Consider the following 23762-nt stretch of genomic DNA (forward strand, 5'->3'; position numbering starts at 1 on the left):
GGTGCAGTTCAAAAGGCGCCTCCTTTTCTATGGGCAAATTGCTTACGCTACCGGCGGATCATAGAGATCGTTGGTCGTCATGTCAATCACCCGGATATCCCGTATCGTGGCCAGTTCGCCGCTGGGGCTGTTAAAAATATTCTTGGCTATAACCATTTCCATCGCGGTCTGGGCCTCAGCCAGCGTCAGGTTCACCCTCGGCTGGGGGACGGAAATAATGAAGGATTTGCCGCCGGTAGTAAGAAAAGTTAGCTTTAACACCTTGCTTGTAATAATCGCGATTTTAATCACCCCCTAAAGATTTGCCTTGACAATCGCCTTGGCATTTACACTTTACCTAGCTAGTCTTTCAGGCAGATTTCCCACTGCTTATTCATTCGTAAGCTCCCAGTTCTTGCTGAGCACAACATTCAGCAGTGGATACTGGCTCAGACTGGATAGAGCCGCTACAACATCATAGATGTCTTGACTTGTGGCTGTAGGCTTCACATAATTCAGGCTTTTCTTTTGGGTCACCGGGCCGCCTGCCGGCGAAGTCCCGGTTTGGTATTTTGTTGACACGATCGAATCCAACGTTATTTCTGTCACTGCCATGGTTTATCCCTCCCTTCAACAGTTGACAAGCAGGGCTTGTTCGTTCCCGACCTTATATACTATGAGAAAGATTGTCCAATGTTAAAGATCTGGGGAAATAAAAGATTTCTTCCCTAAAATAAAAAGCCTGACGACTGAGCTTGTCACACTTTCAAGCCTGGCCACATATCCTACGAGTGAAATTAGCCCCAAGGAGTGTGGATATCATGACTGATCCAGTAACAAATACATTATCTAATACAGTAACGGATATCATCAGCGGACGCACGCCGCATGTCATCGCGGCTGAAATTAATATGATCAAATACCAGACGGAGAGGATCTACCTTGCCGCCGCTGTTGAGATTGGAAGGCGGTTGACGGAGGCCAAAGCCTTGCTTAAGTATGGAGAATGGGGCAAGTGGCTGGAGAAGTCGGTCAGTTACTCTCAGAGTACGGCCGACAGACTTATGAAGGTCTTCAGAGAGTATGGGAGCAAACTGCCCGATGCTTTTGCCGGTAACTTAGAATCCGCACCAGTGCAGAATTTGACATACTCCCAGGCGGTCATCCTCTTAGGAGTCCCGGAAGAAGAACGAGAACAATTTATCATCGATATGGATATTGAGGGCATGACCAATCAGGAACTCAGGAAAGCGGTCAAGGAACGGACGGAGGCCCGGCAAGAAAAAGACCAGGCCTTACAGGAAAAAGACCTAGCCCTGCAGGAGAACACGGATCTCCAGAAAACAGTGGAAGACCAAAGCGGTATCATCACCGGCCTGACTGCGGAGCTCGCCAATCTGAAGGTCCAATTGGAGAACGTCAAGACGTCCAAAGAAGAACTCGCTAAAACGGCCAGACAGCTGAATGATTCGCTGGAATCGCTCCAAAAAAGCTCATCCGCCAAGGGCTACGAGCGGATGAAAACAAACTTTATTAATACTTCGCTCAAAGTCAGGGCCAACCAAATCGCCTTCCTCTGTGAAAGCTTGGATCAAACCATGAAGGAAGTAAAGCATAAGCTGCTCCAGATCGCCCCTAATGACAAGGAGACGTATATCATTTATAAGAATAAAGTTTACGATCTTCTGGACGTGTGGCTTAAAGACGAGACGTGGAGCAGGCAAACTCACCCCATCAGAGATACGCAGTAAGGCATATTACTGGGCCGGGCCTCTAACCAATCTGTTTGCTCTGATAATTCTAACCATATTTGGATTAATAACATCTTTTATCCTTAAAAAATACGGTACATTTGTCAATAGTTAATATCAAAGCAACTTTACAAAATCACCAATCAGAATACAAATTATAATCCTTAAGAAATAGACAAAAAGAAACAGCCGACCAATATATCCTGACCGACTGTAATATACTATTACTTCTCTTTCACTTCTTCCAGATTGAACTCCGGTACTACCTTGGAAATATCCTTTAATTTAGTATTTTTATTCACTTCTTGCGGAATACCCAGGAGTTCATAGGTTTCTGCCAAAGATAAGCCAGTTGCTTTTGCTGTATCTTCAATTGTGTACGAACCTTTGACCTCGATCAGGGAAACAGTCTGCCCCTTGGGTGGCGCTGAAGTAACTTGATAGTTTCCTGTGGCCTCTGCTACGGCTATTGTTCCGAAAAATAGAACAATTACCATGATCAGGGCTGCCAAAGGATGAACTTTTCTTTTGGCTATTTTAACTTCCAAAGCGCCCTTTTTCGGGCAAGCTAAAATACACTCATTGCAGTTAAGGCATTCCGCACTGGTTACTTTATCTGCTTTGGCGACATCAATATTAATCGGGCAAGCCTTATTGCAGGCCTTGCAGTTAATACATATTTGATTGTCCCTTTCAATTCTGGTCGGGCTTATTTTTCCTATAAAGGCATAAAAAGCTCCAGCAGGACAAAGGTATTTGCAGAAGAAACGATCATATAACAATGAACCGAGCAAAGTTATGAATAATAGTATAAATCCGACAATTGCCGCAGCATCTTCCTGAATGGTTTGAGATACTACCATTAAATGAGAATAGGCTGAATAAGGATCATAGGGCGACATCCAAAGCGTCCCTGTATACCAAGCCATAACAAGGGTTAGTACCAATATAACATATTTTAAATAACGCAGAGGTTTATCAATAAAAAGCGGTATAGTATAACGTTTTTTGAATATCTTCTTTCCCAGTCTGGCAAATAGTTCCTGCAGCGCTCCGAAGGGACAAAGCAAACCGCAGAAGCTTCTCCGGAAAATAACGGCCAGGATTACAGTCAATACCAACAGCACAACAGTCCCGGAAAATATTTTCTTAATATAACTCCCGGCGAAAAGTATAGTATATAAGCTTTCCAGCGCTCCAAAAGGGCACAGGGCATGTACGGAAGCCGCTTTTGCCGCTCCGAGAGCCTGGTGCAAATATCCTTCAACCGTAATCCAGGCCAGCAGCCCGACTAAAACCACAATCCTCAGCCACTTGGCAATTTTATTACTCTTCATTAAGACACCTCTTTCCCTTCTGAAACGATTACCGGGAAAGTTTTTTACTTTCCCGGCTTCCCGTTTATTTTACAGATATCTTTGATTAACAGATATCTATAAAATTAAATTCTTCCCATACCCATTCCGCTGCCATAACCGCTTCCATTGCAAGCACTACTACCGTTTCCGGTAGCGTTGCCTCTGCCTAAGCCGTTTCCTTTACCCTGTCCAAACCCTGCACCGGTTCCCTGGCCAATCCCCGCGTTGCCAGTTCCGTCACAAAGGGCCTGATTGTTCTGAATTCTGGTTAAAATCTGATCAGCTTGCTGTTGGGTAAGTGTCCCGTCTTTTACCCGTTGTTCCAAAACAGTTTTTTTCTGTTCAAGCATTTGGGTTTTAAACTCATTGAGTTTACCGGCTTCCTGCGCAATTGTCCCGTAAGTTTTCCCCTCGGCCCTTTCCTGGGTAACTTGGTCAAGCGTTTGGCCTGTTACTGTTGCTGCGATATCAGCCGGTGTTTTTAAATCGGCGGCGTAGACAATGCCTGAAATTCCTAATACCCCGACTACCGTGAGCAAAGCAACAAATTTTTTGATGTTTTTCATAATGTGTACCTCGTTTCATTTGTTTTGATTTGTTTGTTATGGTCACATTCTAAAAAGAAAATGTGACAAAAGTTTGACAAAAATTCAAACTAAGTTTGACATAACTTTCGTCATAGTTTTGTCACAAATTTTTCGGTTTAAAATGCTATAATTCTTAAAATTTGATAATTCTAAAAATGCGTTAATTATAAGGATGTTATAATATAAAAAAAGCTGACGCCATTATTATAGGAGATAGGGGGAATAAATATTGAACAGGTACATTTTAATTGCCGATGATAACGAAGACATCGTCGATATCCTAAAAACTTATGCAGCCAAGGAAGGTTTTATTCCTGTGGTTGCCTATAACGGCGAAGAAGCTCTTGCCAAGTTCTTTCAGTATTCCCCCGCCTTGATTTTGTTGGACGTTATGATGCCAAGAAAAGACGGGTTTGAAATTTGCCGGGAGATACGCCAAAGTTCCAATGTTCCAATCATTATGATTACGGCTAAAAGCGAGGATGCCGACCGGATCATGGGGTTGGACATCGGAGCCGATGACTACATTGTGAAACCCTTCAGTCCCGGTGAAGTTATGGCCAGGATCCGGGCGGTCCTTAGACGAATTGATTTACCGGACGATAGCAGGAAGAATATAGACGAGAATAGCGTTGTTTTTCCCGGACTAGAAATTAACCTTTCAGATTATACGGTTAAAATAAGCGGCAAGTCGGTTAACCTTACAAGAAAAGAACTGGAAATACTTTGGTTATTAGCTTCTAATCCTGGTAAGGTCTTCTCTCGGGATAACCTTTTAAACAGCGTCTGGGGTTATGAATACTTTGGGGATGCCAGGACAGTCGATACCCATATTAAAAGGCTCCGAGCGAAAATAGAATGTTTAGATACCTGTAATTGGGAGGTTAAAACCATCTGGGGTGTGGGCTATAAATTTGAGGTGAAACATGTTTAAAAAAAATATTACCTTTAAATTAACAGCCGGATTTGTTTCGATTGTCTTGATCTCAATGCTTACCCTGGGCTTAATCTTCATACAGGTTTTCCGCCAGTATGAAATAGATAGCCGGGAGCAGACTATGCTGGCTAACGCCCGCAGCATTTCCGAAATAGTTGCGGTCAATTTGCAAAGCAACGGTCAAATGCGCGGTATTGGCGGTTTTATGCGTTTTTTAGATACCATGACAGATGCAAAAGTCTGGATTATGGACAGACAAAATAATCCTCTGGTTTTCAGTGGCCCCGAGAATGATTCTGGAAATAATCCTATGGGAAAAGGGATGAGCAAGGGCTACGGCACGGGTGGTATGGGAATGGGAGCAGGAACAGGACAGACTCACACTTTTTACTCGGGACAGCTCCCAACAGAAGCGGAAAATGTTATTAATACCGTTCTTTCCGGGCAAGAATCTATTAGTCAAAGCTTTAGCAGCGTATATCAGGAAGAAACAATTACTGTAGGCGTCCCTATTTTTGACGTCAATAAACAGGTAATCGGCTCCGTTCTCTTACACACTCCGGTAACAGGTATAACCAATGTACTTGATAAAACAAACCGTATCCTGCTGGCCAGTCTTTTAATCGCCCTGCTCATTGCCATTGGTTTGGGAATTTTTTATTCGATTCTTTTCACCCGCCCTTTGAAAGCGATGACTAATACGGCAATGGAAATGGCCCGCGGCAATTATAGCGCGCGGACCGGGATAAAACGTCAGGATGAAATCGGCCAGTTAGGAAATTCTCTTGATTTTTTAGCCTCAGGGTTAACAGAGGCCGGAGAAAAAATCGATAAACTGGAACAGGTCAGAAAAGATTTTGTTGCCAATGTTTCCCATGAGTTCAAAACGCCCTTGACTGTAATCAGGGGATCACTTGAAGCCCTGGCTGACGGGACAATCGACCAGCCTGAAGATATCCGGCGCTATTACAGCCGAATGCTTTCCGAGACCAGGAGTTTAGACCGGCTTGTTCAGGATCTTTTGGAACTATCCCGCCTGCAGTCCGGTAAAATAACCGTAAATTTCGAACCTGTTCACATTCCGAGCCTGCTTGCCGATACAGTTAAAAGTATGCAAACCATCGCAGCGGGAAAGGACATACAAATGCATTGTGAAATTCCCCAAAATGTTCCGCCTGTAAACAGTGATTATGACAGGCTCCGGCAGCTGTTTGTTATCTTTATCGACAACGCTGTAAAATATTCTCCGAAAAAAACTACCGTTAACGTAACTTTAGATCTTAGAGATAAATTAAAAGTAATCATCCGAGACCAAGGCCCCGGTATACCTGAAGAAGAACTTCCTTATATCTGGGACCGTTTTTACAAAACGGATAAATCGCGCAAAGGCGGCGGCACCGGGCTTGGGTTGGCCATAGCCAGGCATTTGAGTGAGCTTTTAAACTGCAAGCTTACTATGGAAAGCTCACTGGGGCAAGGAACAAAAGTTACTATGGAACTTCCCTTTAGCAAGCAGGACGAATAGTTAACAAATTGTTTAACCTTTTGTAACTTTCTTAACGACAAAATCACCCTGAATTATTGACATATGTTTATAGCGCATTCTTCCTGGGTAAATCCTTCCAGGTCAATAAGCCGTATTGTTTCATACTCATCAACAGACATAACGGCAAGATCATCTTTAGTCACATCTGAATTGAGCGGCCCATAAATGTTGCTTGCCGGTAAGCAGCAAACTTTTCGCCATTTTCTTGGTCTTGGCATATTTTTACCCTCATTTTAGTCTTAAAGAATCAGGGAATATTTCATTAATACTTGTATGGCTAATCCGGTACGCATATCTTATTGGAAAAAAATGCGCAAATAGTTTTTAGTAAAACTGTCATAACCACTAAAGCTGTTAAAACCAATAAAGCGGTGGCTATCCAGGCAAACAGTTGAACCTTGAGCGTCTCAAGGGCAGTGATGCTGGCGATTGTCGGTAACAATTTTTTCGGCAGCCCGTCATGAAAAATAAGTCTGTAAAAAATCAGCGTAAATAATACCACCCACCTGATATTCCCTTAGGAAAAAAAGTGTTGAAATTGGAAAACGAATTCGGCGTCAATGGAATGCCTTTGGTAAACAGAAATATACCTCCGAATATGAGAAATATAAACAGCACTGCAATTTTGATCATAGCCATTGCGCTTTCGACATAGCTGAATCCTCTTTTTCCCAAGGCATTGATCACAATTACCAGAAGTAATATCAAAAGGGCAAAAACAGAAATTGACAGACTGGGAAACCAGAGCCGCAAAAAAATTCCGGAGGCAAGAGCTTCTGAACTTAGGGTTAAAATACCAGATATAAATACCAACCAACCAATGAGCGCACCTGGGATGGCCCCAAAAATTCCTCTATGTAAACGCGAAAGGATCTGGGAGAGGTGCGGTTTATAGTTATGCTGGTCATGGCTCCAAGCACTTGAGACATGATCAGCCCTCCAAGCAGGAACGCAATGATAACTGAAGGTCCTGCTTAGTTAATTGCTAAACCTTTACTATTTTTTATATTATTTTCAACCTGGATTAGGCTAACCGTTTTTAATATTATTTAAAAAAGAAGCCCTGATTGCCGGGCTTCCCAATAAGATATTGCATCGATTTGCAGTCCTTAGCTGATATCATCCAATAGTGTCTGAAGTTCTTGCAGAACCTTATTCAATTCGGCTATTCTGGCTTGCTGCTCTGTCTGAATCATATTCATTGCTGTATTGGCAGCTTCAAGATCGCCCCGTAATTTAGCCTGATTCAGCAGAGCTACCTGTTCCTGAATCTTCCCCTGATGTTCAAGCATAATTTGCTGGCGTTCTGTTTGACAAGTTTGGATTGCTTGTTTAATTCTGGCCATTTCTTCAGCACTGATATTTGCTCTGTTTTGAAGTTTGTTTTGAATTTGGGCTTTTAGTTCTTCCGAACAATCATTGAGCTGGGTCTTTAAACCTGTGGTTGAACCTGCGTTTAACCTTACCTGCTGCCTAGCCTGTTCAAACTGGAGCTTTCCGGCCTGGTAGGCTTCCGTATTTCCTTTGTCCTGCAGCGTTGTACTGCCCTGATTGGCACCCTGTCCGGAGGTTCCTCCCGCCGTCTGACCCGAAGTTTGTTCGGTCGCCTGTCCGGCAGCCAAAGCTGTACCCGCTGTTCCCAGAAGTAAAATTCCGGCAATTACTATACTTAATAACTTTTTCATATAACTCTCTCCTTATTGATCAAATGTTAACTCAGAATCTTGAGCTTCGTCCAGATTGTTGATGCTCTCAATCAGTTTATCAATTTCCCCCGATAATTCATTTAGGGTCTGCTGCTTTTGGGCATCCGTATAAACATTGTCGGACTTGCTTATGACCGAGACCCCGCTGTTTGTTCCGTCTAAAGATTGCTTGGTTGAGCTGGGATTTATTTCCTTTGACGTCCCCGTTTGGCCGGAGTTAGCTGCCTGGCTGTCAGCTGCCTGTTTAGCCGGCAAACCAGAAGAACTTTTGGCACAGGCAACGCAGCTGAAAATAAGCAATACTGCAGCAATACTGACCCAAATTATTTTTTTCTTCATTGTCCACCCCTCTTTCAAAATGGGATATCAATTCAGCTAGCTGTTCTTGTTAAGCCTAATATAATTTTTAAATGTAAACACCCAATAAGCAAAATGTAAATAATTTGTGAAAATTCACCCAAGTAAATTATTCTATAGAGAGAAGAGTAAACGTCAGAGAAGTCCCTTTTCCTTCAACGCTTTCGGCCCAAATGTTGCCCCCGTTTACTTCGACCAGATTTTTGGCAATAGCTAACCCCAGACCTGTACTTTTATCATCAGAATTGCGGACCTTATCTGAACGGTAGAACTTTTCAAAAATATAGGGCAAATCAGCAGCAGCAATACCGAAACCGGTATCCTGAACAGCTAAGCAGACTTCATGGTTATTCAGTCCCGCATCAATAATAATCTGCCCTTCCTCCTGGGTATATTTAATAGCGTTGCTGAGGATATTGATCAGCACTTGTTTCAAAGAAGACGGATCAGCAAGAACATAAAGCCCGGAGGGAACCTTATTAATAACGGACAGCCGCTTCTTTTCAGCCGGACTTCTTAACACAGACAATACACTTTCAGCTAATACAGCTATTTCGATACGTTCTTTCTGCAGAGTTATACTACCGGACTGAATCTTTGCCAAATCCAGAAGATCGGAGGTTAAGCGGATCAGGCGTTGGGTTTCCTCCCGAATCAGGAACATATACTCCTGATAATCCTCTGGTTCAACAACACCGTCGACGATTCCTTTGATAAATCCATTAATTGAAGTTAAGGGGGTTCTCAGTTCATGGGAAATATCCGCAATCAAATCGTTTCTCATCTTTTCTGTCTTATCAATCTGTTCTTTCATATAGTTGAAAGAATCAGAGAGCCTGCCGATTTCATCCTGCGATGCAACCACTGTGGGATCAGCTTTCTCCCCTTGGGCAATTTTCCGGGCAGCCGCATCCATTTCTTTGATTGGTTTGGAAATTCTCCTGGAATTATAATAAATGAACGGAAGGCTTAAAATAACCATTGCAGCACCAACTGCCAGGATAATTAAATACATCTGGGCAACACTTTTGTTGATATTGCTTACGGGGCAAAGAATAAGAATTGCGCCCTCAATTTTTTCATTAATCGATAAAGGGTACCCTACAAATAAAACATAATCGGCAAAATCTTTAGAATATTCCTTTTGCTGAAAAACCTTCTGCCCTTGGAGTACCAGTTTGACATTCCTGGCAACAAAACTCTCATCCAATCCGTTTAGAGCCAATCCTTGCTGTTTGGAAAATTGTGCTTCGTCAATTTTTAAGATATAAATAATCGATGCAGTACCATATGCAAGACCATTCACTTCTGAATTCAGTTCTTGCACAGAAATTTGATGCTGGTAATAATCCTGGGTCAATTGGTTGGCTTTTTGGGCCACCAATTCAAGTGTTTCCTTTTTTTCTGAAAAAACCGCGTCTTTGTAAACAATCGCCAGGATCAGTGTCATAGAAGCTATAGCTAAAACAGTAATAAGGAGATAGGTCGTTAAGAGGCGGGCAAATATACTTTTAAATATACTTTTAAATATACTTTTGAACATCCTATTTAACCTCCAGTTTATAACCAACGCCCCAGATTGTCTTAATCTCCCAGCCGGTAGAATCATTTTTCAATTTTTCCCTTAGGCATTTTATATGAACATCAACCGTGCGGGTATCGCCCAAATAAGAATAATCCCATATTCTTTCTAATAGTTGTTCTCTTGTAAATACAATATTCTTATTTTGAGCCAGGAAACTGAGCAGCTGAATTTCTTTTGGTTTCAACTCGACACCTTGGCCATCAATACTTGCTTGGTACTGATTCATGTCAATAATCAGATTATGTATCGTTATAATATTGCCCTTATTCTCTTGAGGTTGGGTATGGGGCTTTAACCTTACCTTTACTCTGGCCAACAATTCTTCAGGTTCAAAGGGCTTAACGATGTAATCATCGGCACCGGCATCAAAACCGGCAACCTTGTCTGAAACCATATCCCTGGCACTTACCATGATTACTGGAATATCCTTCTCCATTTTAAGCAGCTTACATACTTCCCAGCCATTAATCGAAGGGATCATGATATCCAATAAAACCAAGTCAACTTTTGTCTTTTGGAGCAGGTCGATTGCAGAACTTCCGTCGTGACACATAATAGTGTCATATCCTGTTTTTTTTAAATAGAGATCCATTAACTTACAAATATTTTTATCGTCATCAACAACTAGAATTGTGCCTTTTTCCATCGCCCATACCCCTTATCAATATTTTTTACTAATGTTTTAAAAAACGTTTGTTTTCATTTATTCTTAATAATTCTAGCAATTTTTTAAAAATCATTTTTTTGAGAGCATGAGGGGCAATAGAAGTGGCATAGTTAGAATGAGAGAATCCACTGACAGTAGTTTGGTGGATTCTCGCTTATTACCTCGTTTTTGTATAAGTGATCAGAAGTTGCTCTTTTTAAAAGCTGATTTAGAGTCTTCTATTGCTTGTTAAACCAGTTGGCATGAACCGTCACGGAGATGAAGTCTGATCATGTCACGATTTCGCTGGTCCCATTCAAGGCTGTTTGACAGGAACCATTATTCAATTTCAACTTAATTTGATCCTTATCACGAGTACAATCGCCATTTATTGCAGCAAATACAGAGCCAGCTGGAATTAAAAGTGTTCGATTAAAGCGAGAATAAAAATGGTTTTTTTCATATTTTTCTCCTCTTTTTTTCACACTTACAAAATCCTGTTCTTTTCTTATGATCACTTTTTATGTAATTTGATGCCAAATTCCAAATATCTGATTTCTTTTTCAACCATACTTTAAACTCAAGATGTAAACTTCCCGTGAATAAATTGTAAACAATCTATGAACAACTTTTTTGTCCTTATGACCATAATACGTCATCATTATTATCGTCTCAACGTGCCTTGAGTAGACAAAAAAGATGCCGCCTAAAGCTGGTATGGCCTTGGCGGCAAAGTATACATTTCAAATATCAACGTTTTTATGCAAGGATTTGCCTTATTAGATCATACTGCTTATTATTTCGAGCCATAATCTTCTACAAGACTAGTTCTCTATTGTCCCTACATCTTTTTGGCTTTAAATTGATACTTTTCTATTCAACTTACTCGGCGCTAAAGGCTTTGGTGGTTTTCGCACTTTCCAGTTTATTAGCCCTGGTCACTGTTACATACACATTACCAGCTGCAGAGCCTATCTGCGGGATTATTACTGTCACTGAAGTTTGTCCGCTATCCACTGTTGCTGTTCCTAAAAGTGTACCGCCACTGGCTACGGAATAAACATTGACTACATCTCCTTCAACGAGAGAGCTTACTACGACCGTGTCATTGGTAACTGTTATTGTGGATGTACTAGGAGCTGCACTGTTTTCTGATGTGTAGGATTATTGCTTTAGTTTATCCTGAGCTGCTAAAAACCGGAAAGCCTAGGGAGTGTGTGGCAGTAAATGTTCCAAACGTCTAATAAAATTGCCCACGCCTGGCAAAATAAAGAAAGGCAAAGATAAAATAGTTCAAGTGTTGACTCCAGTAGCTGCGATAGCCACAATTCGATTACCAAAAATGGGAGCTCAAGCCTAGCCGATTCCGGTCAAGGTTTGGACTGAAAGCTTGACAACCTAGCATGCATTGTCACGATACGATCTTACTATGCTATACGTCTAACCATACTAGGATCGCGTACTGGTAAACACGCAGCCGTCCAAGTACCGCACCCATCGCAATGAGGGTCGAGGCACAAGCAAATTCAGCTAAGAGAAGCGCATGAATATTATTGGCAGAAATGGGTTCCAGTGAGAGAACTCCTGTGGATCAAATCAGCATATAGACAGGCAAACCGACGCTGACGACCAGGAATGTCCCTGTGGTCGCAGTTAAGCCTATCAAAACGGTCAAATAAATTCTTCATCAGTGCTCCGCCTTTAGCTCCTGATATGTCTTTTGCAGGATCAGAGCATCCTCCTCAAGCTTCGGACTTTCACAAATCACGGTTCCTTGGATGCCAAAGCTCAGGCAAGCTTTAAGGATTTCCCGGAATTTCAGGTCAGCTTCTTGCAAAACGAGATGTCTCTTTTCGCCTTTTGGACCATATTCAATCCCGGAAATATGGAAATGCGCATTGCTTATCCACTTCTCACCAAGCCCTTCGGCTGTCTGCTCAAGAATCGCGCAGAACTCGTCATAGCTGTTGAATTGACCATTGGCTCTGGCATGCAGATGGCTGAAATCAATACAGGGCAATACGCCCGGAACCTCCTGTGCTATTTTGATCGTTTCCGTGAGATCGCCAAACTGGGAGGGTTTACCTGTCGTTTCAGGCCTCAGGATGACCTGGTTGCCTTCCTGATCAAGTTCCTGCCGGACATCGCTGAGTTCTTTGACCACTCTGGCTAAGACGGTAGCCGAGGTATCCCCAGAATAAAAAGCTGGATGAAAAACAATGCTTCCGGCCCCAAGTATCCCGGCAATCCTGGCCGTATGAATAATCCTTGTTTTGCTTGCCTCGACTTTTTCCGTTTCACTAGAGTTCAGGTTGATATAGTAAGGCGCATGACAAGACAGGGATACGCGTTCTTTTTTCGCAGTCTCCCCGGTCTTTAACGCTTTATCTTCCTTCATTCTGACCCCGTGAACAAACTCGACTTCCATCGCATCCATTCCGAGTTCCCTGATTCTTAGGATTCCGGCCTCCGTGGATGTTTCCTTGGAAGACAAAGGCACTCCGGCCGTGCCAAACTTGATGCTCATGCCGATCTCCCCTTAGGACAGATATTTATTGAAGAAAATCTCTTCAACATTTTCAGTCCCCTTAATCTCTTTCAATTTACTGATGACTTCCAAATCGGCTTCGGTTTGAATACCGACAATGATTATGTTTCTGCTCATGGAACTGATTTTGCCAACCTGCATACTGGTAATGTTGATGTTATGCTCACCCAATACAGTCCCGACTTTGCCGATCATCCCCGGATAATCCTCATGCGAGATAAGCAGGAACCATCCCGAAGGATCTATTTCAACCCTGAAATCGTCGATCTCCACAATCCGCTGTTCACTTTTGCCAAAAAGCGTACCTGCTACCTTATGCTCAGTTAAATCAGTTTTAATGGTAATGCTGATCAGATCAACAAAGCTTTGCGCCTCTTTGCTTTTGATCTCCTTGACGGTTATACCGCGTTCTTTCGCAACTTCAGGCGCGTTGACAATATTGACCTCTTCCTGAAGAATTGGATTTAAGACCTCTTTTATGGCTGCCAGCGTCAGCATTTTGGTATCCGCAGTGCTGATATCGCCATTATAGCGGACTTCAATATTTTTTATTCTTCCTTCCGTCAGTTTGACAGCCAGAATACACATTTTTTGCATCAAGTGAAGGTAAGGCTTGATCATATTCATGACATCTCGTGATACAGGCGGAATATTCAGTGAAGTTGAAACCGGTTCGGATCTCAGTGCAGCGAGCACTCCGCGGGCTGCGCAAACCGCAACCTCATTTTCAGCCTCCTGCGTCCTGGAGGCAAGCCTAGGAGTGCAGACCACATTCTCCATCTTCATCAGCGGATGATCTGGCCGAAGAGGTTCTTCAGCAAACGCATCCAAAGCTGCTCCGGAAACAATTCCTTCCTGCAGGGCCCAGACCAAAGCTTCCTCATCAATAATCCCGCCTCTGGCACAGTTAATAATCTTAATACCTTTTTTCATTCTGGCAAACGCATCTTTATTCAGCAGATTGCGCGTGTCAACTGTCGCTGGAATATGCAGCGTCAGATAATCCGCTTTGCTGAAGATCAAATCCAGATTCACTAGCTCAATTCCCATCTCTCTGCCTTTATCATCACTAAAAAATGGGTCATGAGCAATCACTTTCATATCGAAAGCTTTGGCCCTTTTTGCTACGCCCATGCCGACCCGTCCCAGTCCAATGATACCCAAGACCTTGTCTTTCAGCTCCATTCCCAGGAACTTCTGTCTTTGCCACTCTCCACGCTGAACAGAAGAATAAGCTTGAGGAATCCCTCTGGCCAAAGCCAGGATCATCCCGATGGTATATTCAATGGAAGAAGCACTGTTGCCCTGAGGGGCATTCAGGACAACAATCCCCTGCTTTGTGGCTGCCTGAATATCGATATGCTCAACTTCCAGACCAGCCCTTCCGATTACTTTCAAATTCCTACCGGCTTCAATGACTTCACTGCTGACAATCGTATCGCCTCTGATAAGCAAAGCATCGTATTCCGGAATCATTTTGATCAGTTCTTCCTGAGATAATGTGCAATATGTATCCACGTCATGTTCTTCACGCAGCAGTTGAATTCCAGCCTCTGCCACTTTGTTATTCACCAGAATCTTCATCTGACTCTACCCCCAGTATCTGAAATAAACTAAACCTCCCATCCCCATGGAGACGAGAGGCAATACCTTCCCTTGCAGCGATTTGCCTAAATTTTAGGTTATTTTGATTATAGAGTTTATTGATTCTTCTGTCAAGAATCCGTCTTTTAAATCAACATACTTGGCAGATGACTGTCCTTAGTGTCATGCGATCACTCTTCTGCTGCCCCGGTAATGCTCCGCCCAGTAATGTTCATCCAGTGAAGAAATCTGAACGCAATGCTTGGCCGCAGAAATAAACTTGTTATCACCGAGATAGATTCCAACATGACTTGCTCCGGCTCCGTTGGTATGAAAAAAGATCAGATCGCCAGGTTCTAATCTTGTTTTGGGTATTCCAACCCCCTCTCTAAATTGTGCATACGATGTCCTTGGAAGTTGAATTCCATTCTCTAGGAATACTCTTTGGACTAGCCCTGAACAGTCGACACCGGATCTCGACCGGCCGCCCCATTTATAAGCAGTCCCTTTCCAGGTCAGTACCGAAGCTATGATGCCGGCCTGAATTTCTGCTTTTTCTTTGTTTGCCTCCATCAGAGAAAGCGTACTGACATTTACACAAGAAAAGCTGCTCTCGCCAGCTTTTTCCTCCATGATTCTAATATTGTCGGTCTGCATAGGGCTTTCGTCAACCATTTTAGCAGGAGCTGCCGTAACTTTAGGACGCGAGGAGGCGATTTCCTGCAGGGCATAAGGACTAGAGGGGACTACAGCAGTTCCAGCCAGTAGAAGTGCTGTTAGGCCAATCACCTGTTTCGGAACGAGGGTGGGCTGATTGGATTCTGTCAAAGGGAGCGCAACTTGCATGATTCGAAACTCCTTTCCAAATAAAATCCAGACAGTCTATATCATTTTTTATGCAGTAAAGAGATGGATTATGCTTTTTATCCGGCCAGGTAAAGAAAAAGGTTGTCTGCAAAAATGTCATTTTTGAACATTGAATATATTTTTTATTATCCTTAGTTTTATCTTTTTTTACGTTTTTCCTTATAAAAGATACTAGTCATTTTTTTGCCTGAATAGCAAAACATTTCATCGTATTTGCGCTGTGGAATGGAACAAACTAAAATAAGAAAAAATAAAGAGGTGATTTAGTTTGGGGAGAAAATCAAATTCTGGTTTGAATCAACTAAAATATGAAGTTTCCAAAGAGTTAGGTATCATGAACAGCGGACCGCAGGAATATGCGCAGTATCTGGACAACGCCAAATATGAAGTAGCCAATGAATTGGGCATCCAGTTAAACAAGGGATATAACGGAGACATCACATCAAGGGATGCCGGCCGGATTGGCGGCCAAATTGGCGGTAAAATCGGCGGAAATATGGTTAAAAAGATGATTGAATTTGCCGAAAGTAACATGGCAAATAATAGTGGAAAACTCTAGTACTAATCAAGAGGATGGTTTCGTTTCCATCCTCTTTTTTTAATGATCACATTTCCTCATATTCATTAACCAGATCACTGATTATTTTCGCTACAGGTAGGATTTCAGTTATCTTTTCAATAGATTGTCCTGAAAAAATCAGTCCTTGATCTAAATTACCCTGTTGGGCATTGATCAAGGCCTCCTTTATGCAAAAAGTTGCTGTGCATTTTTTTAAACAACCCTCACATATTTGTGGGGATTTTACTTTCCCCGAAAGGATTTCATCTGTAAATGTGTTTCGAATTGCTCTCCCGGGCAGCCCGACGGGGCTCTGAATGATGACAATATCTTCTGCCGTTGCTCTCAGATAAGCTTCTTTGAGGGACGGCGCTCCATTCGCCTCTTCACTGGCAGCAAAGCGGATCCCCATTTGCACGCCGTTAGCACCAAGTCTAAATGCCTCCTGTAAATCTCCGGCATCCACAATACCTCCTGCCGCAATGACCGGGATAGAAATAGCCTCCTTGATCTCAGGAAGAAGAACTCTCATAGACTGATCTGTTCCGAGATGTCCTCCGGCTTCTTTCCCTTCTACTACGACCGCTGCCGCTCCCAGGCTTTCAGAAATCCTGGCAAGTTTGGCCGTCGATACAATCGGGACTAAAGGGGTTTTTGCCTCAGCACACCAGCGAAAAATGTCCCTGGAAAAACCCGCTCCCTGGATAATCAGGTCAATGCCTTCTTCCAGCGCAGTACAGACAAGTTCCTTGAAACGCGTTGCTGCAAACATAATATTTATTCCGATGATTCCTTTGGATTTCTCCCTGGCCTTTCTGATTTCGCCTTTTAATTCAGTTTCATCCAAAGCCGTCGCAGCAATAATTCCTATTCCACCGGCGTTGGCCACAGCCGCAGCCAGCCGAAAAGTGGAAATTCTAATAGCCATCCCACCTTGGATGATCGGATACTTCGGAATCAGATCTCCTACTCTTAATACAGGTAATTTCAAAATAGCCCTCCAATAATTTTTCAACAATTTCTTAAAATTTTTTTGCACAATAATTCTTTTTAATCGTTTTTTCAGCAATAAACCCTTCAAAAATTATTTTGATATTCAAAGTATTTTTTCTTTGATTTTACCTCTTTTTGATCTACTATTCAAGTTTTTCCCTGTTGGTGATTCCTGTACACCTTGTTGTCAATTCCTGTGTACCTATACACAATCATTCTGTCTGTTCCACAAACACCAGGCTTTCATAGTTTTACCGCGTAATGCTCATACTACCTATATCTGAAAAATGGAGGGCTGAACAGGATGCATACAATGTGGAAAGGCTCCATAAGCTTTGGTTTGGTTAATATTCCCATAAAAATGTTTGCTGCTACGGAAGAAAAGGATATCCATTTCAGATACATCCATAAAGCGTGCAATACGCCTCTTAAGTATGAAAAGCATTGTCCGACATGCAACAAAAAAGTACAAGAAGATGAAATTGTCCGCGGGTATGAATATGAAACCGGCCATTTTATTATTATCAACGAGACAGATCTTAGCGCCTTAAAATCTGAAGTGGAAGAAAAGTCAATTGAAATCCTTGATTTTATTAATCTTGCGGAAATTGATCCGATTTATTACGACAAATCCTATTACCTAGCTCCGCAGGATACCGGCGGCAAAGCCTATCATCTCCTGCGGCAGTCCATGAATGATACCGGCAAAATTGCCCTGGCTAAAATGACCATCCGCAATAAACAGACGCTGGCTGCTTTAAGGGTTTACAACAAGATCCTGGTCCTGGAAACCATTTTCTATCCGGATGAAATAAGACCGGTCAGTGAGGTACCCGGAATCAGCGAACAGCAGAGTGTCAACGAAAAAGAGCTCGATATTGCAACTCAGCTGATTGCCAACTTGACTGCACCATTCGAGCCGGAAAAATATAAGGATAATTACCGGGAAGCACTGAGAGATCTAATTAATAAAAAGATTGAAGGCAGGGAAATAGAGATCGCACCTGAAACTCCTCACCGTAATGTCATTGACTTGATGGAAGCCCTTCAGTCTAGTTTAAAAGAAACCAAAAAGAAATCGAGAGACAAAGCAAAGATTGCAGAAAAAACTAAACCGGATACGGATGCCCAGAAAGAAGAAAAGACGACTGCAAGCTAGTACCTGAAAAATTTTTATGGAACTATTGCAAGTAATGGAACCGGTCCTGTCATAAAAATCAGAACAGGTGATGAATGGTTTCAGTAAAAACCTACCTCAAAAGCCCAAGGAAAGGAAATCATCGTGGAATGAACCTGGAAGTCGACGGCAAAACGCTCACTATAACCAATCCTGAAAAATTATTATGGCCAAGCCTCGGAATCCGCAAGATTGATTATTTGAAAATCCTGCTGGAACTAGCCCCGTATCTTTTGCCCCACGTCAAAGACCGTTTGTTGACGACGATCCGTTATCCTAATGGTTTTCAGGGGAAGTCCTTTTTCCAAAAAAATATTCCTGATTATGCCCCAGAGTGGATTCCGACGATCGAATGGCGGGATAATCAGTATATCATTTTAGAATCAGAAGCAATCCTCATTTGGCTCGGAAACCAGGCGTGTCTGGAATTCCACATTCCATTTAACCCCTATGACAGGGATCAGTATCCTTCTGCACTGGTTTTCGATCTGGACCCTTCCGAAGGTCAGACCTTTGAGAATGTCACGGAAGTGGCTCTGCTGATTTTTGAAGAGCTTAAAGCGCTTCAGATTACAAGCTATATCAAAACTTCCGGGGCAAGCGGACTTCAGATTCATATTCCGACAGGCGGAAAGTATGATTACGATACCGCCAGAAAAATCAATGAATTTTTTGCGGTTTATTTCAGCCAGAAATACCCCCGGCAAATTACCCTGGAGCGCAGTGTCGCCAAAAGAGGCCATAAGCTCTATTTTGACTATCTGCAGATGTGGCAGGGGAAAACCATCATCAGTCCATATTCACCAAGAGCAACAGCCTCCGCATCAATTGCTGCTCCATTGGAATGGGAAGAGCTGAGGCACGGGGTCAAACCCGAAGATTTTAATCTGCTGAATATCAGCGGCAGGCTGAAGGATAAAGGAGATCTCTTTGCTCCGCTGAAAAATGGACAGAACAGCAAGAGCTGCCAAGATCTCGACTTTATCCTTGAAAAAATCTAATCATTTACCTATTTCTTGGATGTCTCATGACAGAAACGATTTAGAAATTGTTTAAAATTCACCGTACTAGTATACCGTTTTCTAAATAACTAGACATTTAAACCTTCATAGCTGGGTCTGTGTGCCACAGTTCCAGCGTAAGCGGAGCATGGATGCGGAGCGCGGCAGTTAGCGCCATGGAGGGCGCTATCTGCCGAGAGCGGAATGTGGCGCACAGACCAGACCCAAATAAATATTCAAAGATCAATGTACTAGTCGTTAGAGGACGTATGGAACGTGATTTCCGGGTACTTATCCTTCAATCTGTCCAGGTAGTATTCGTCTTCAAGAAGAACGACCAGCTGGTCATCCTGATCTTTGACGCACAGATTACGGAGCCCGCGCAAATTGGCCGGATCAACAGGTTTATCGCTTTTGACCCAGCGGGCCATATGATGCAGAAGATGATGAAGCTGAATTCTTGTGCCATATTCATTTTCGAGACGGTATTCCAGGACCTCAAACTGAAGCTTGCCCACAACGCCGACGATCAGTTCCTCGGGCCCATCCATAAAGGTCCGGAAGACCTGCACTGTCCCTTCTTCCGTCAGCTGCTTGATTCCCTTCTGAAACTGTTTGTATTTGGAAAAGTCCAGATTGATGATCTTGGCAAAATACTCCGGTGCAAACTGCGGCAGCCTTTCGAATTCAAAGGTCCCTTCCTCACTCAGGGTATCGCCGATCCGAAAAATGCCCGGATCAAACAAACCCACCACATCTCCGGGATAAGCTTCTTCCAGGATATCGCGTTCTTGTGCCAAAAATTGCTGTGGCTGCGGAAGCTTGATCTTCTTACCGCTTCGGACATGATTGGCTGCCATTCCACGTTCGAACCTGCCTGAACAGACTCGCATAAACGCGATCCGGTCTCTGTGGGCCGGGTTCATATTGGCCTGAATCTTAAAAATGAAACCTGAAAATTGAGGATCAGTCGGCTGAATGTCGCCAACCGAACTTTTTTGCGGTCTTGGCTCAGGCGCCATTTCCAGGAACTGCTCCAGAAAGGTTTGAACACCAATACTGCTCAGCGCACTGCCGAAGAAGACCGGAGACAGCATCCCCTGCTGAATCATTTCCTCGTCAAACGGATCCCCGGCAATATCCAATAGTTCCAGATCTTCGCGAAGCTTATCATATAAGGCAGGTTCGAGACAGTCTTTGAGAGCGGGATCTTCAAGACCGCGTTCGTCCGCATCGATCCGTTTCCGTTCACCGTCCCGGTAAAGCTCCAGACATTGATGCCGCCGGTCGTAGATTGCACTGAAATCTTTTCCCATTCCAACCGGCCAATTCAAAGGAACCGTATTGATGCCTAAGACATCCTCAATTTCCTGAAGGACATCCAGCGGGTCTTTGCCAAAACGGTCCAGCTTGTTAATAAACGTAAAAATCGGTATGCCTCTCATCCGGCAGACTTTAAACAGCTTGATGGTCTGAGCTTCAACGCCTTTGACCAGATCGATTAGCATGACGGCGCTGTCGGCTGCCATCAACGTGCGATAGGTATCTTCACTAAAATCTTCGTGCCCGGGTGTATCTAAAATATTGATATGAATTCCGTTGTATGAAAACTGCATGGCGCTTGAAGTTACGGAAATGCCACGTTCTTTTTCAATCTGCATCCAGTCGGAAGTTGCATATTTGGCTGCTTTTCTTCCTTTTACCGTACCAGCAAGCCGGATAGCCCCACCAAAAAACAGCAGCTTCTCTGTTAAGGTTGTTTTCCCCGCATCCGGGTGAGAAATAATTGCAAATGTCCTTCTGGGTTTAATCTGATTCTGGTTCGTCGTCTTTTCCATCAAATTCCCTTTCCTTTTTTACGTGCGTGTTTTGCCTATAACACTATATCATATTCCTTGACTTTTTTCTTCTTTAACACCCGCATTGCATTCAGGATCGCAATCACAGCCACGCCTACATCGGCAAATACAGCTTCCCACATTGTCGCGGCCCCCATCGCTCCAAGGATGAGGACACCTATCTTTATTCCGAGCGCAAAACCAATATTTTGCCAGACAATTCCCTTCGTTTTCCGGGCAATCCGGATTGCCTCGAGCAGTTTGGCAGGTTCATCCGTCATCAGGACAATATCCGCGGCCTCAATCGCTGCATCCGACCCGAGTCCGCCCATGGCAACGCCGATATCAGCCCTGGCCAGGACCGGTGCATCATTGACCCCATCTCCGACAAAAACCAGTTTACTGCCTTTTTCCTTCTGTTCCTCCAGCGTTTCCAGAACAGCGACCTTTTGATCGGGAAGCAATTCAGCGTAAACTTGGTCAAACCCCAACTGCTGTCCGATCTGTTCACTGATCGCTTTCGTGTCTCCGGTCAGCATAACAAATTTCTTAACTCCCGCCTGTCTCAATCCCCGCAAAGCCCCGTGAACATCTTTTTTGACTCTGTCCGTAATCAGGATATAGCCGGCATATTGACGCTCAATCGCGATATAGGCAATCGTTCCAGCCTCGGGTATTTGCGTCAGGGAGATTCCTTCCTCAGTCAGGAGCCTGGCGCTGCCGGCCATGACTTCTTTTCCCTGATATACTGTTTTTACGCCATAGCCTGGTATTTCTTGATACTGATGGATATCTTTCTGATCAATGCCCTTGGTATTCAGTTTTTTCGTATCATCTTCGGTGTATCGTTTCAAAATCGAAGCCGCAATGGGATGACCTGAGAAATATTCAGCCGCAGCAGCATATTCCAGCAAAGTATCTTCATCAAACCCCTGAGCAGCTTGTATTCCGGTAACTTCAAACACACCTTCGGTTAGCGTGCCGGTCTTATCGAAGACAACCGTACGCACTTGATTCAGGCCTTCCAGGTAGTTGCTTCCCTTGATCAGGATGCCGTTTCGAGAAGCGCCTCCGATACCCCCAAAAAAGCTTAACGGGATGGAGATCACCAGTGCGCAGGGACATGACACCACGAGAAAGACCAAAGCCCGGTTCAGCCATTCGCTGAATGTGGCCCCTTCAACAAAAAGCGGGGGCAGAAAAGCTAAAAGTGCAGCTCCGAGCACAATAACCGGTGTATAGACACGCGCAAATGTTGTCATAAAATTTTCTGTCTTAGCTTTTTTAGAGGCGGCCTTTTCCACCAGATCCAGAACCCGTGCAACCGTGCTCTGCGCATAAACCTTCGTAACTTTTACGGTCAAGACCCCGGTCTTATTAATAAAACCAGCTAGAATACTGCTGCCGGCTTCGACCTCCCTCGGGATAAATTCTCCGGTGAGCGCCGAGGTATCCAAAACAGACCTGCCCGCAAGCACTGTGCCATCAAGGGGAACTTTCTCTCCTGGCTTGATCAGAATCATCTGGCCTTCCCTGACTTCCTCCGGCGGCACTTTGCTTATGGAATCTCCCTTCATTAAATTCGCATAGTCCGGACGAATATCCATCAGTTCACTGATCGAGCGGCGGGAACGGTTCACAGCACTGTCCTGGAAAAATTCACCGACCCGGTAGAACAGCATCACTGCCACAGCCTCGGGATATTCCTGAATAGCCAGCGCCCCAACTGTAGCAATAAACATCAGAAAGTTTTCATCAAGAAACTTGCCGCGGACAAAATTCCGAAGCGCCGCCCAGATAATCTGGCTGCCAACCAATAAATAGCTGATCAGAAACAATACAATTTCAACGGCAGGTTTCAATTTTAGCAGAAACGCAGCAGCAAAAATAACGGCTCCAATGACAAAGCAAACCAGCTCGGCATTAACTTTCTGTTTTTTTTGTTCTTTTTGTTCTCTTTGTTCTTTTTGTTCCTTCTGTTCTTTTTGTTTTTCTTGTTCCGTGGTTTTCTCTTCTTTACTGGCTGTACCCATATCTTTGGACCTGATCCCAGTAATGCTTACCCCGGCCTCAATCCCGGAAGCGATTTTTTCAATTTCGTGGACGATATCTGTGATCTTTTCAGAATCATTTACCTCTAGATAGAGTTTGCTGCCTGCAAAATCAATATTTGCAGTTATTATGCCATCCAGCTTCCTTACTTCCTGTTCGATTTTAACCGAGCAATTTGCACAGCCAAGACCGGCAAACAGGATGACTGCTTCCTGACTTTTTATAGCCATATCTTTTTTCTCCTCACGCATCCTTATCCTTCTTTGACATGGAGCATTCCCTGGCTGAAAATGCCTTTGATATGCTCGTCATCCAGCGCATAGAATACGATTTTTCCTTCTTTTCTGTTTTTTACCAGCCTGCATTGCTTAAGAATCCGCAGCTGATGGGAAATTGCCGACTGGGTCATATCCAATAGAAAGGCCAGGTCGCAGACACACATTTCTGCTTCCGAAAGCGCCCAGAGAATTCTTATCCTTGTCGTATCACCAAATACTTTAAATAACTCAGCAAGATCATATAGATTTTCTTCCTGCGGCATCAATTCTTTAACCTTACCGACAATTTCTTCATGAATAACCAGGCAGTCACACCGCAAATTCTCCGCTTTCCCCTCCATCAAAACAACCTCTCCTTTGTAATTGCTCTATCAATTGAATACTTGAATAAGTGTTCATATATTATATTATTA

The 23762-nt window shown here is 43.4% G+C and carries 22 protein-coding genes and 1 pseudogene; 6 read left to right on the forward strand and 17 right to left on the reverse strand.

Features of this window, described 5'->3' with window-relative positions:
* Nucleotides 1-42 precede the first annotated feature (42 nt).
* Together C1I38_RS05490 and C1I38_RS05495 are read right to left on the reverse strand one after the other, a co-directional pair.
* Nucleotides 43-291 carry a DUF2922 domain-containing protein gene (locus C1I38_RS05490; RefSeq protein ID WP_020493123.1) on the reverse strand — a complete coding sequence of 83 codons (249 nt, stop codon included), beginning with the start codon at nucleotides 289-291 and terminating at the stop codon, nucleotides 43-45.
* 78 nt (nucleotides 292-369) lie between these two features.
* The gene (locus C1I38_RS05495) at nucleotides 370-594 is read right to left on the reverse strand and encodes a DUF1659 domain-containing protein (RefSeq protein ID WP_015044148.1); all 225 of its coding nucleotides are present in this window, start codon (nucleotides 592-594) and stop codon (nucleotides 370-372) included.
* Between the two features lie 206 nt (nucleotides 595-800).
* Here C1I38_RS05495 and C1I38_RS05500 point away from each other — a divergent pair, with 206 nt between their 5' ends.
* The gene (locus tag C1I38_RS05500) at nucleotides 801-1730 is read left to right on the forward strand and encodes a DUF3102 domain-containing protein (protein ID WP_119774259.1); all 930 of its coding nucleotides are present in this window, start codon (nucleotides 801-803) and stop codon (nucleotides 1728-1730) included.
* 224 nt (nucleotides 1731-1954) lie between these two features.
* On the opposite strand, the gene C1I38_RS05510 is transcribed toward C1I38_RS05500, so the two are convergent.
* Both C1I38_RS05510 and C1I38_RS05515 read right to left on the reverse strand, forming a co-directional pair.
* Nucleotides 1955-3067, reverse strand: a complete 1113-nt coding sequence (locus tag C1I38_RS05510) for a 4Fe-4S binding protein (RefSeq protein ID WP_119774261.1) — start codon at nucleotides 3065-3067, stop codon at nucleotides 1955-1957.
* A gap of 104 nt (nucleotides 3068-3171) precedes the next feature.
* The gene (locus tag C1I38_RS05515) at nucleotides 3172-3654 is read right to left on the reverse strand and encodes a DUF2680 domain-containing protein (protein ID WP_119774262.1); all 483 of its coding nucleotides are present in this window, start codon (nucleotides 3652-3654) and stop codon (nucleotides 3172-3174) included.
* Between the two features lie 250 nt (nucleotides 3655-3904).
* On the opposite strand from C1I38_RS05515, the gene C1I38_RS05520 reads away from it, so the two are divergent.
* Both C1I38_RS05520 and C1I38_RS05525 read left to right on the forward strand, forming a co-directional pair.
* Nucleotides 3905-4609 (forward strand): response regulator transcription factor, encoded by a 705-nt coding sequence (locus C1I38_RS05520; RefSeq protein WP_119774263.1) that lies wholly within the window; start codon nucleotides 3905-3907, stop codon nucleotides 4607-4609.
* Entirely contained in the window at nucleotides 4602-6137 is a 1536-nt protein-coding gene (locus tag C1I38_RS05525) for a HAMP domain-containing sensor histidine kinase (RefSeq protein WP_119774264.1), read from the forward strand. The genes C1I38_RS05520 and C1I38_RS05525 overlap by 8 nt, the downstream gene beginning before the upstream one ends.
* A 71-nt stretch (nucleotides 6138-6208) precedes the next feature.
* Here C1I38_RS05525 and C1I38_RS05530 read toward each other — a convergent pair.
* From C1I38_RS05530 to C1I38_RS05580, 9 genes and pseudogenes are all read right to left on the reverse strand, one after another.
* A pseudogene (locus tag C1I38_RS05530) lies at nucleotides 6209-6376 on the reverse strand (DUF134 domain-containing protein); the annotation flags it as partial.
* 891 nt (nucleotides 6377-7267) lie between these two features.
* Entirely contained in the window at nucleotides 7268-7843 is a 576-nt protein-coding gene (locus tag C1I38_RS05540; protein WP_119774268.1) for a hypothetical protein, read from the reverse strand.
* A gap of 12 nt (nucleotides 7844-7855) precedes the next feature.
* On the reverse strand, nucleotides 7856-8203 hold the full coding sequence (locus tag C1I38_RS05545) for a hypothetical protein (protein ID WP_119774269.1): 348 nt from the start codon (nucleotides 8201-8203) through the stop codon (nucleotides 7856-7858).
* A 127-nt stretch (nucleotides 8204-8330) separates the two neighbouring features.
* Nucleotides 8331-9764: an ATP-binding protein gene (locus C1I38_RS05550; protein ID WP_158582027.1), complete on the reverse strand. Its 1434-nt coding sequence runs from the start codon at nucleotides 9762-9764 to the stop codon at nucleotides 8331-8333.
* A 1-nt stretch (nucleotide 9765) separates the two neighbouring features.
* On the reverse strand, nucleotides 9766-10452 hold the full coding sequence (locus C1I38_RS05555) for a response regulator transcription factor (protein ID WP_119774271.1): 687 nt from the start codon (nucleotides 10450-10452) through the stop codon (nucleotides 9766-9768).
* Between the two features lie 290 nt (nucleotides 10453-10742).
* Nucleotides 10743-10937, reverse strand: coding sequence for a hypothetical protein (locus tag C1I38_RS05560; protein WP_119774272.1), 195 nt, complete (start codon nucleotides 10935-10937; stop codon nucleotides 10743-10745).
* Between the two features lie 1202 nt (nucleotides 10938-12139).
* On the reverse strand, nucleotides 12140-12979 hold the full coding sequence (locus tag C1I38_RS05570) for a TIM barrel protein (RefSeq protein WP_119774273.1): 840 nt from the start codon (nucleotides 12977-12979) through the stop codon (nucleotides 12140-12142).
* Between the two features lie 12 nt (nucleotides 12980-12991).
* Nucleotides 12992-14584, reverse strand: a complete 1593-nt coding sequence (gene serA / locus C1I38_RS05575; RefSeq protein ID WP_119774274.1) for a phosphoglycerate dehydrogenase — start codon at nucleotides 14582-14584, stop codon at nucleotides 12992-12994.
* 183 nt (nucleotides 14585-14767) lie between these two features.
* Nucleotides 14768-15430 carry a C40 family peptidase gene (locus C1I38_RS05580; RefSeq protein WP_119774275.1) on the reverse strand — a complete coding sequence of 221 codons (663 nt, stop codon included), beginning with the start codon at nucleotides 15428-15430 and terminating at the stop codon, nucleotides 14768-14770.
* A 289-nt stretch (nucleotides 15431-15719) separates the two neighbouring features.
* Between C1I38_RS05580 and C1I38_RS05585 the strand changes: the two genes are divergently transcribed.
* Entirely contained in the window at nucleotides 15720-16010 is a 291-nt protein-coding gene (locus C1I38_RS05585) for an alpha/beta-type small acid-soluble spore protein (RefSeq protein ID WP_282432351.1), read from the forward strand.
* A gap of 46 nt (nucleotides 16011-16056) precedes the next feature.
* Here the strand turns inward: C1I38_RS05585 and C1I38_RS05590 are convergent, their stop codons facing one another.
* Nucleotides 16057-17001: a nitronate monooxygenase gene (locus C1I38_RS05590; protein WP_119774442.1), complete on the reverse strand. Its 945-nt coding sequence runs from the start codon at nucleotides 16999-17001 to the stop codon at nucleotides 16057-16059.
* 306 nt (nucleotides 17002-17307) lie between these two features.
* Between C1I38_RS05590 and C1I38_RS05595 the strand changes: the two genes are divergently transcribed.
* Nucleotides 17308-18162, forward strand: coding sequence for a Ku protein (locus C1I38_RS05595; protein ID WP_119774276.1), 855 nt, complete (start codon nucleotides 17308-17310; stop codon nucleotides 18160-18162).
* Nucleotides 18163-18290: 128 nt separating this feature from the next.
* Nucleotides 18291-19181 (forward strand): non-homologous end-joining DNA ligase, encoded by an 891-nt coding sequence (gene ligD, locus C1I38_RS05600; protein ID WP_119774277.1) that lies wholly within the window; start codon nucleotides 18291-18293, stop codon nucleotides 19179-19181.
* A 251-nt stretch (nucleotides 19182-19432) separates the two neighbouring features.
* On the opposite strand, the gene C1I38_RS05605 is transcribed toward ligD, so the two are convergent.
* From C1I38_RS05605 to C1I38_RS05615, 3 genes are read right to left on the reverse strand one after another with little or no spacing between them, the layout of a single operon-like run.
* A complete protein-coding gene (locus C1I38_RS05605; RefSeq protein WP_119774278.1) occupies nucleotides 19433-21019 on the reverse strand; it encodes a peptide chain release factor 3 in 1587 nt (528 codons plus the stop codon).
* Between the two features lie 35 nt (nucleotides 21020-21054).
* Nucleotides 21055-23322, reverse strand: a complete 2268-nt coding sequence (locus tag C1I38_RS05610; RefSeq protein WP_119774279.1) for a heavy metal translocating P-type ATPase — start codon at nucleotides 23320-23322, stop codon at nucleotides 21055-21057.
* Nucleotides 23323-23324: 2 nt separating this feature from the next.
* Nucleotides 23325-23690, reverse strand: a complete 366-nt coding sequence (locus tag C1I38_RS05615) for a metalloregulator ArsR/SmtB family transcription factor (protein WP_119774280.1) — start codon at nucleotides 23688-23690, stop codon at nucleotides 23325-23327.
* Between the last annotated feature and the right edge of the window lie 72 nt (nucleotides 23691-23762).

The sequence above is a fragment of the Dehalobacter sp. 12DCB1 genome (genome assembly GCF_004343605.1).
Classification (GTDB): domain Bacteria; phylum Bacillota; class Desulfitobacteriia; order Desulfitobacteriales; family Syntrophobotulaceae; genus Dehalobacter.

What these genes read in the sequence shown, in the direction of transcription:
- C1I38_RS05500 (WP_119774259.1), top strand. Translation starts at nt 801, where the DNA reads ATGACTGATCCAGTAACAAATACATTATCTAATACAGTAACGGATATC.
- C1I38_RS05615 (WP_119774280.1), bottom strand. Translation starts at nt 23,690, where the DNA reads ATGGAGGGGAAAGCGGAGAATTTGCGGTGTGACTGCCTGGTTATTCAT.
- ligD (WP_119774277.1), top strand. Translation starts at nt 18,291, where the DNA reads ATGAACCTGGAAGTCGACGGCAAAACGCTCACTATAACCAATCCTGAA.
- C1I38_RS05605 (WP_119774278.1), bottom strand. Translation starts at nt 21,019, where the DNA reads ATGGAAAAGACGACGAACCAGAATCAGATTAAACCCAGAAGGACATTT.
- C1I38_RS05495 (WP_015044148.1), bottom strand. Translation starts at nt 594, where the DNA reads ATGGCAGTGACAGAAATAACGTTGGATTCGATCGTGTCAACAAAATAC.
- C1I38_RS05610 (WP_119774279.1), bottom strand. Translation starts at nt 23,322, where the DNA reads ATGCGTGAGGAGAAAAAAGATATGGCTATAAAAAGTCAGGAAGCAGTC.
- C1I38_RS05580 (WP_119774275.1), bottom strand. Translation starts at nt 15,430, where the DNA reads ATGCAAGTTGCGCTCCCTTTGACAGAATCCAATCAGCCCACCCTCGTT.
- C1I38_RS05570 (WP_119774273.1), bottom strand. Translation starts at nt 12,979, where the DNA reads ATGAGCATCAAGTTTGGCACGGCCGGAGTGCCTTTGTCTTCCAAGGAA.
- C1I38_RS05595 (WP_119774276.1), top strand. Translation starts at nt 17,308, where the DNA reads ATGCATACAATGTGGAAAGGCTCCATAAGCTTTGGTTTGGTTAATATT.
- C1I38_RS05525 (WP_119774264.1), top strand. Translation starts at nt 4,602, where the DNA reads ATGTTTAAAAAAAATATTACCTTTAAATTAACAGCCGGATTTGTTTCG.
- C1I38_RS05550 (WP_158582027.1), bottom strand. Translation starts at nt 9,764, where the DNA reads ATGTTCAAAAGTATATTTAAAAGTATATTTAAAAGTATATTTGCCCGC.
- C1I38_RS05510 (WP_119774261.1), bottom strand. Translation starts at nt 3,067, where the DNA reads ATGAAGAGTAATAAAATTGCCAAGTGGCTGAGGATTGTGGTTTTAGTC.
- C1I38_RS05515 (WP_119774262.1), bottom strand. Translation starts at nt 3,654, where the DNA reads ATGAAAAACATCAAAAAATTTGTTGCTTTGCTCACGGTAGTCGGGGTA.
- serA (WP_119774274.1), bottom strand. Translation starts at nt 14,584, where the DNA reads ATGAAGATTCTGGTGAATAACAAAGTGGCAGAGGCTGGAATTCAACTG.
- C1I38_RS05555 (WP_119774271.1), bottom strand. Translation starts at nt 10,452, where the DNA reads ATGGAAAAAGGCACAATTCTAGTTGTTGATGACGATAAAAATATTTGT.
- C1I38_RS05545 (WP_119774269.1), bottom strand. Translation starts at nt 8,203, where the DNA reads ATGAAGAAAAAAATAATTTGGGTCAGTATTGCTGCAGTATTGCTTATT.
- C1I38_RS05540 (WP_119774268.1), bottom strand. Translation starts at nt 7,843, where the DNA reads ATGAAAAAGTTATTAAGTATAGTAATTGCCGGAATTTTACTTCTGGGA.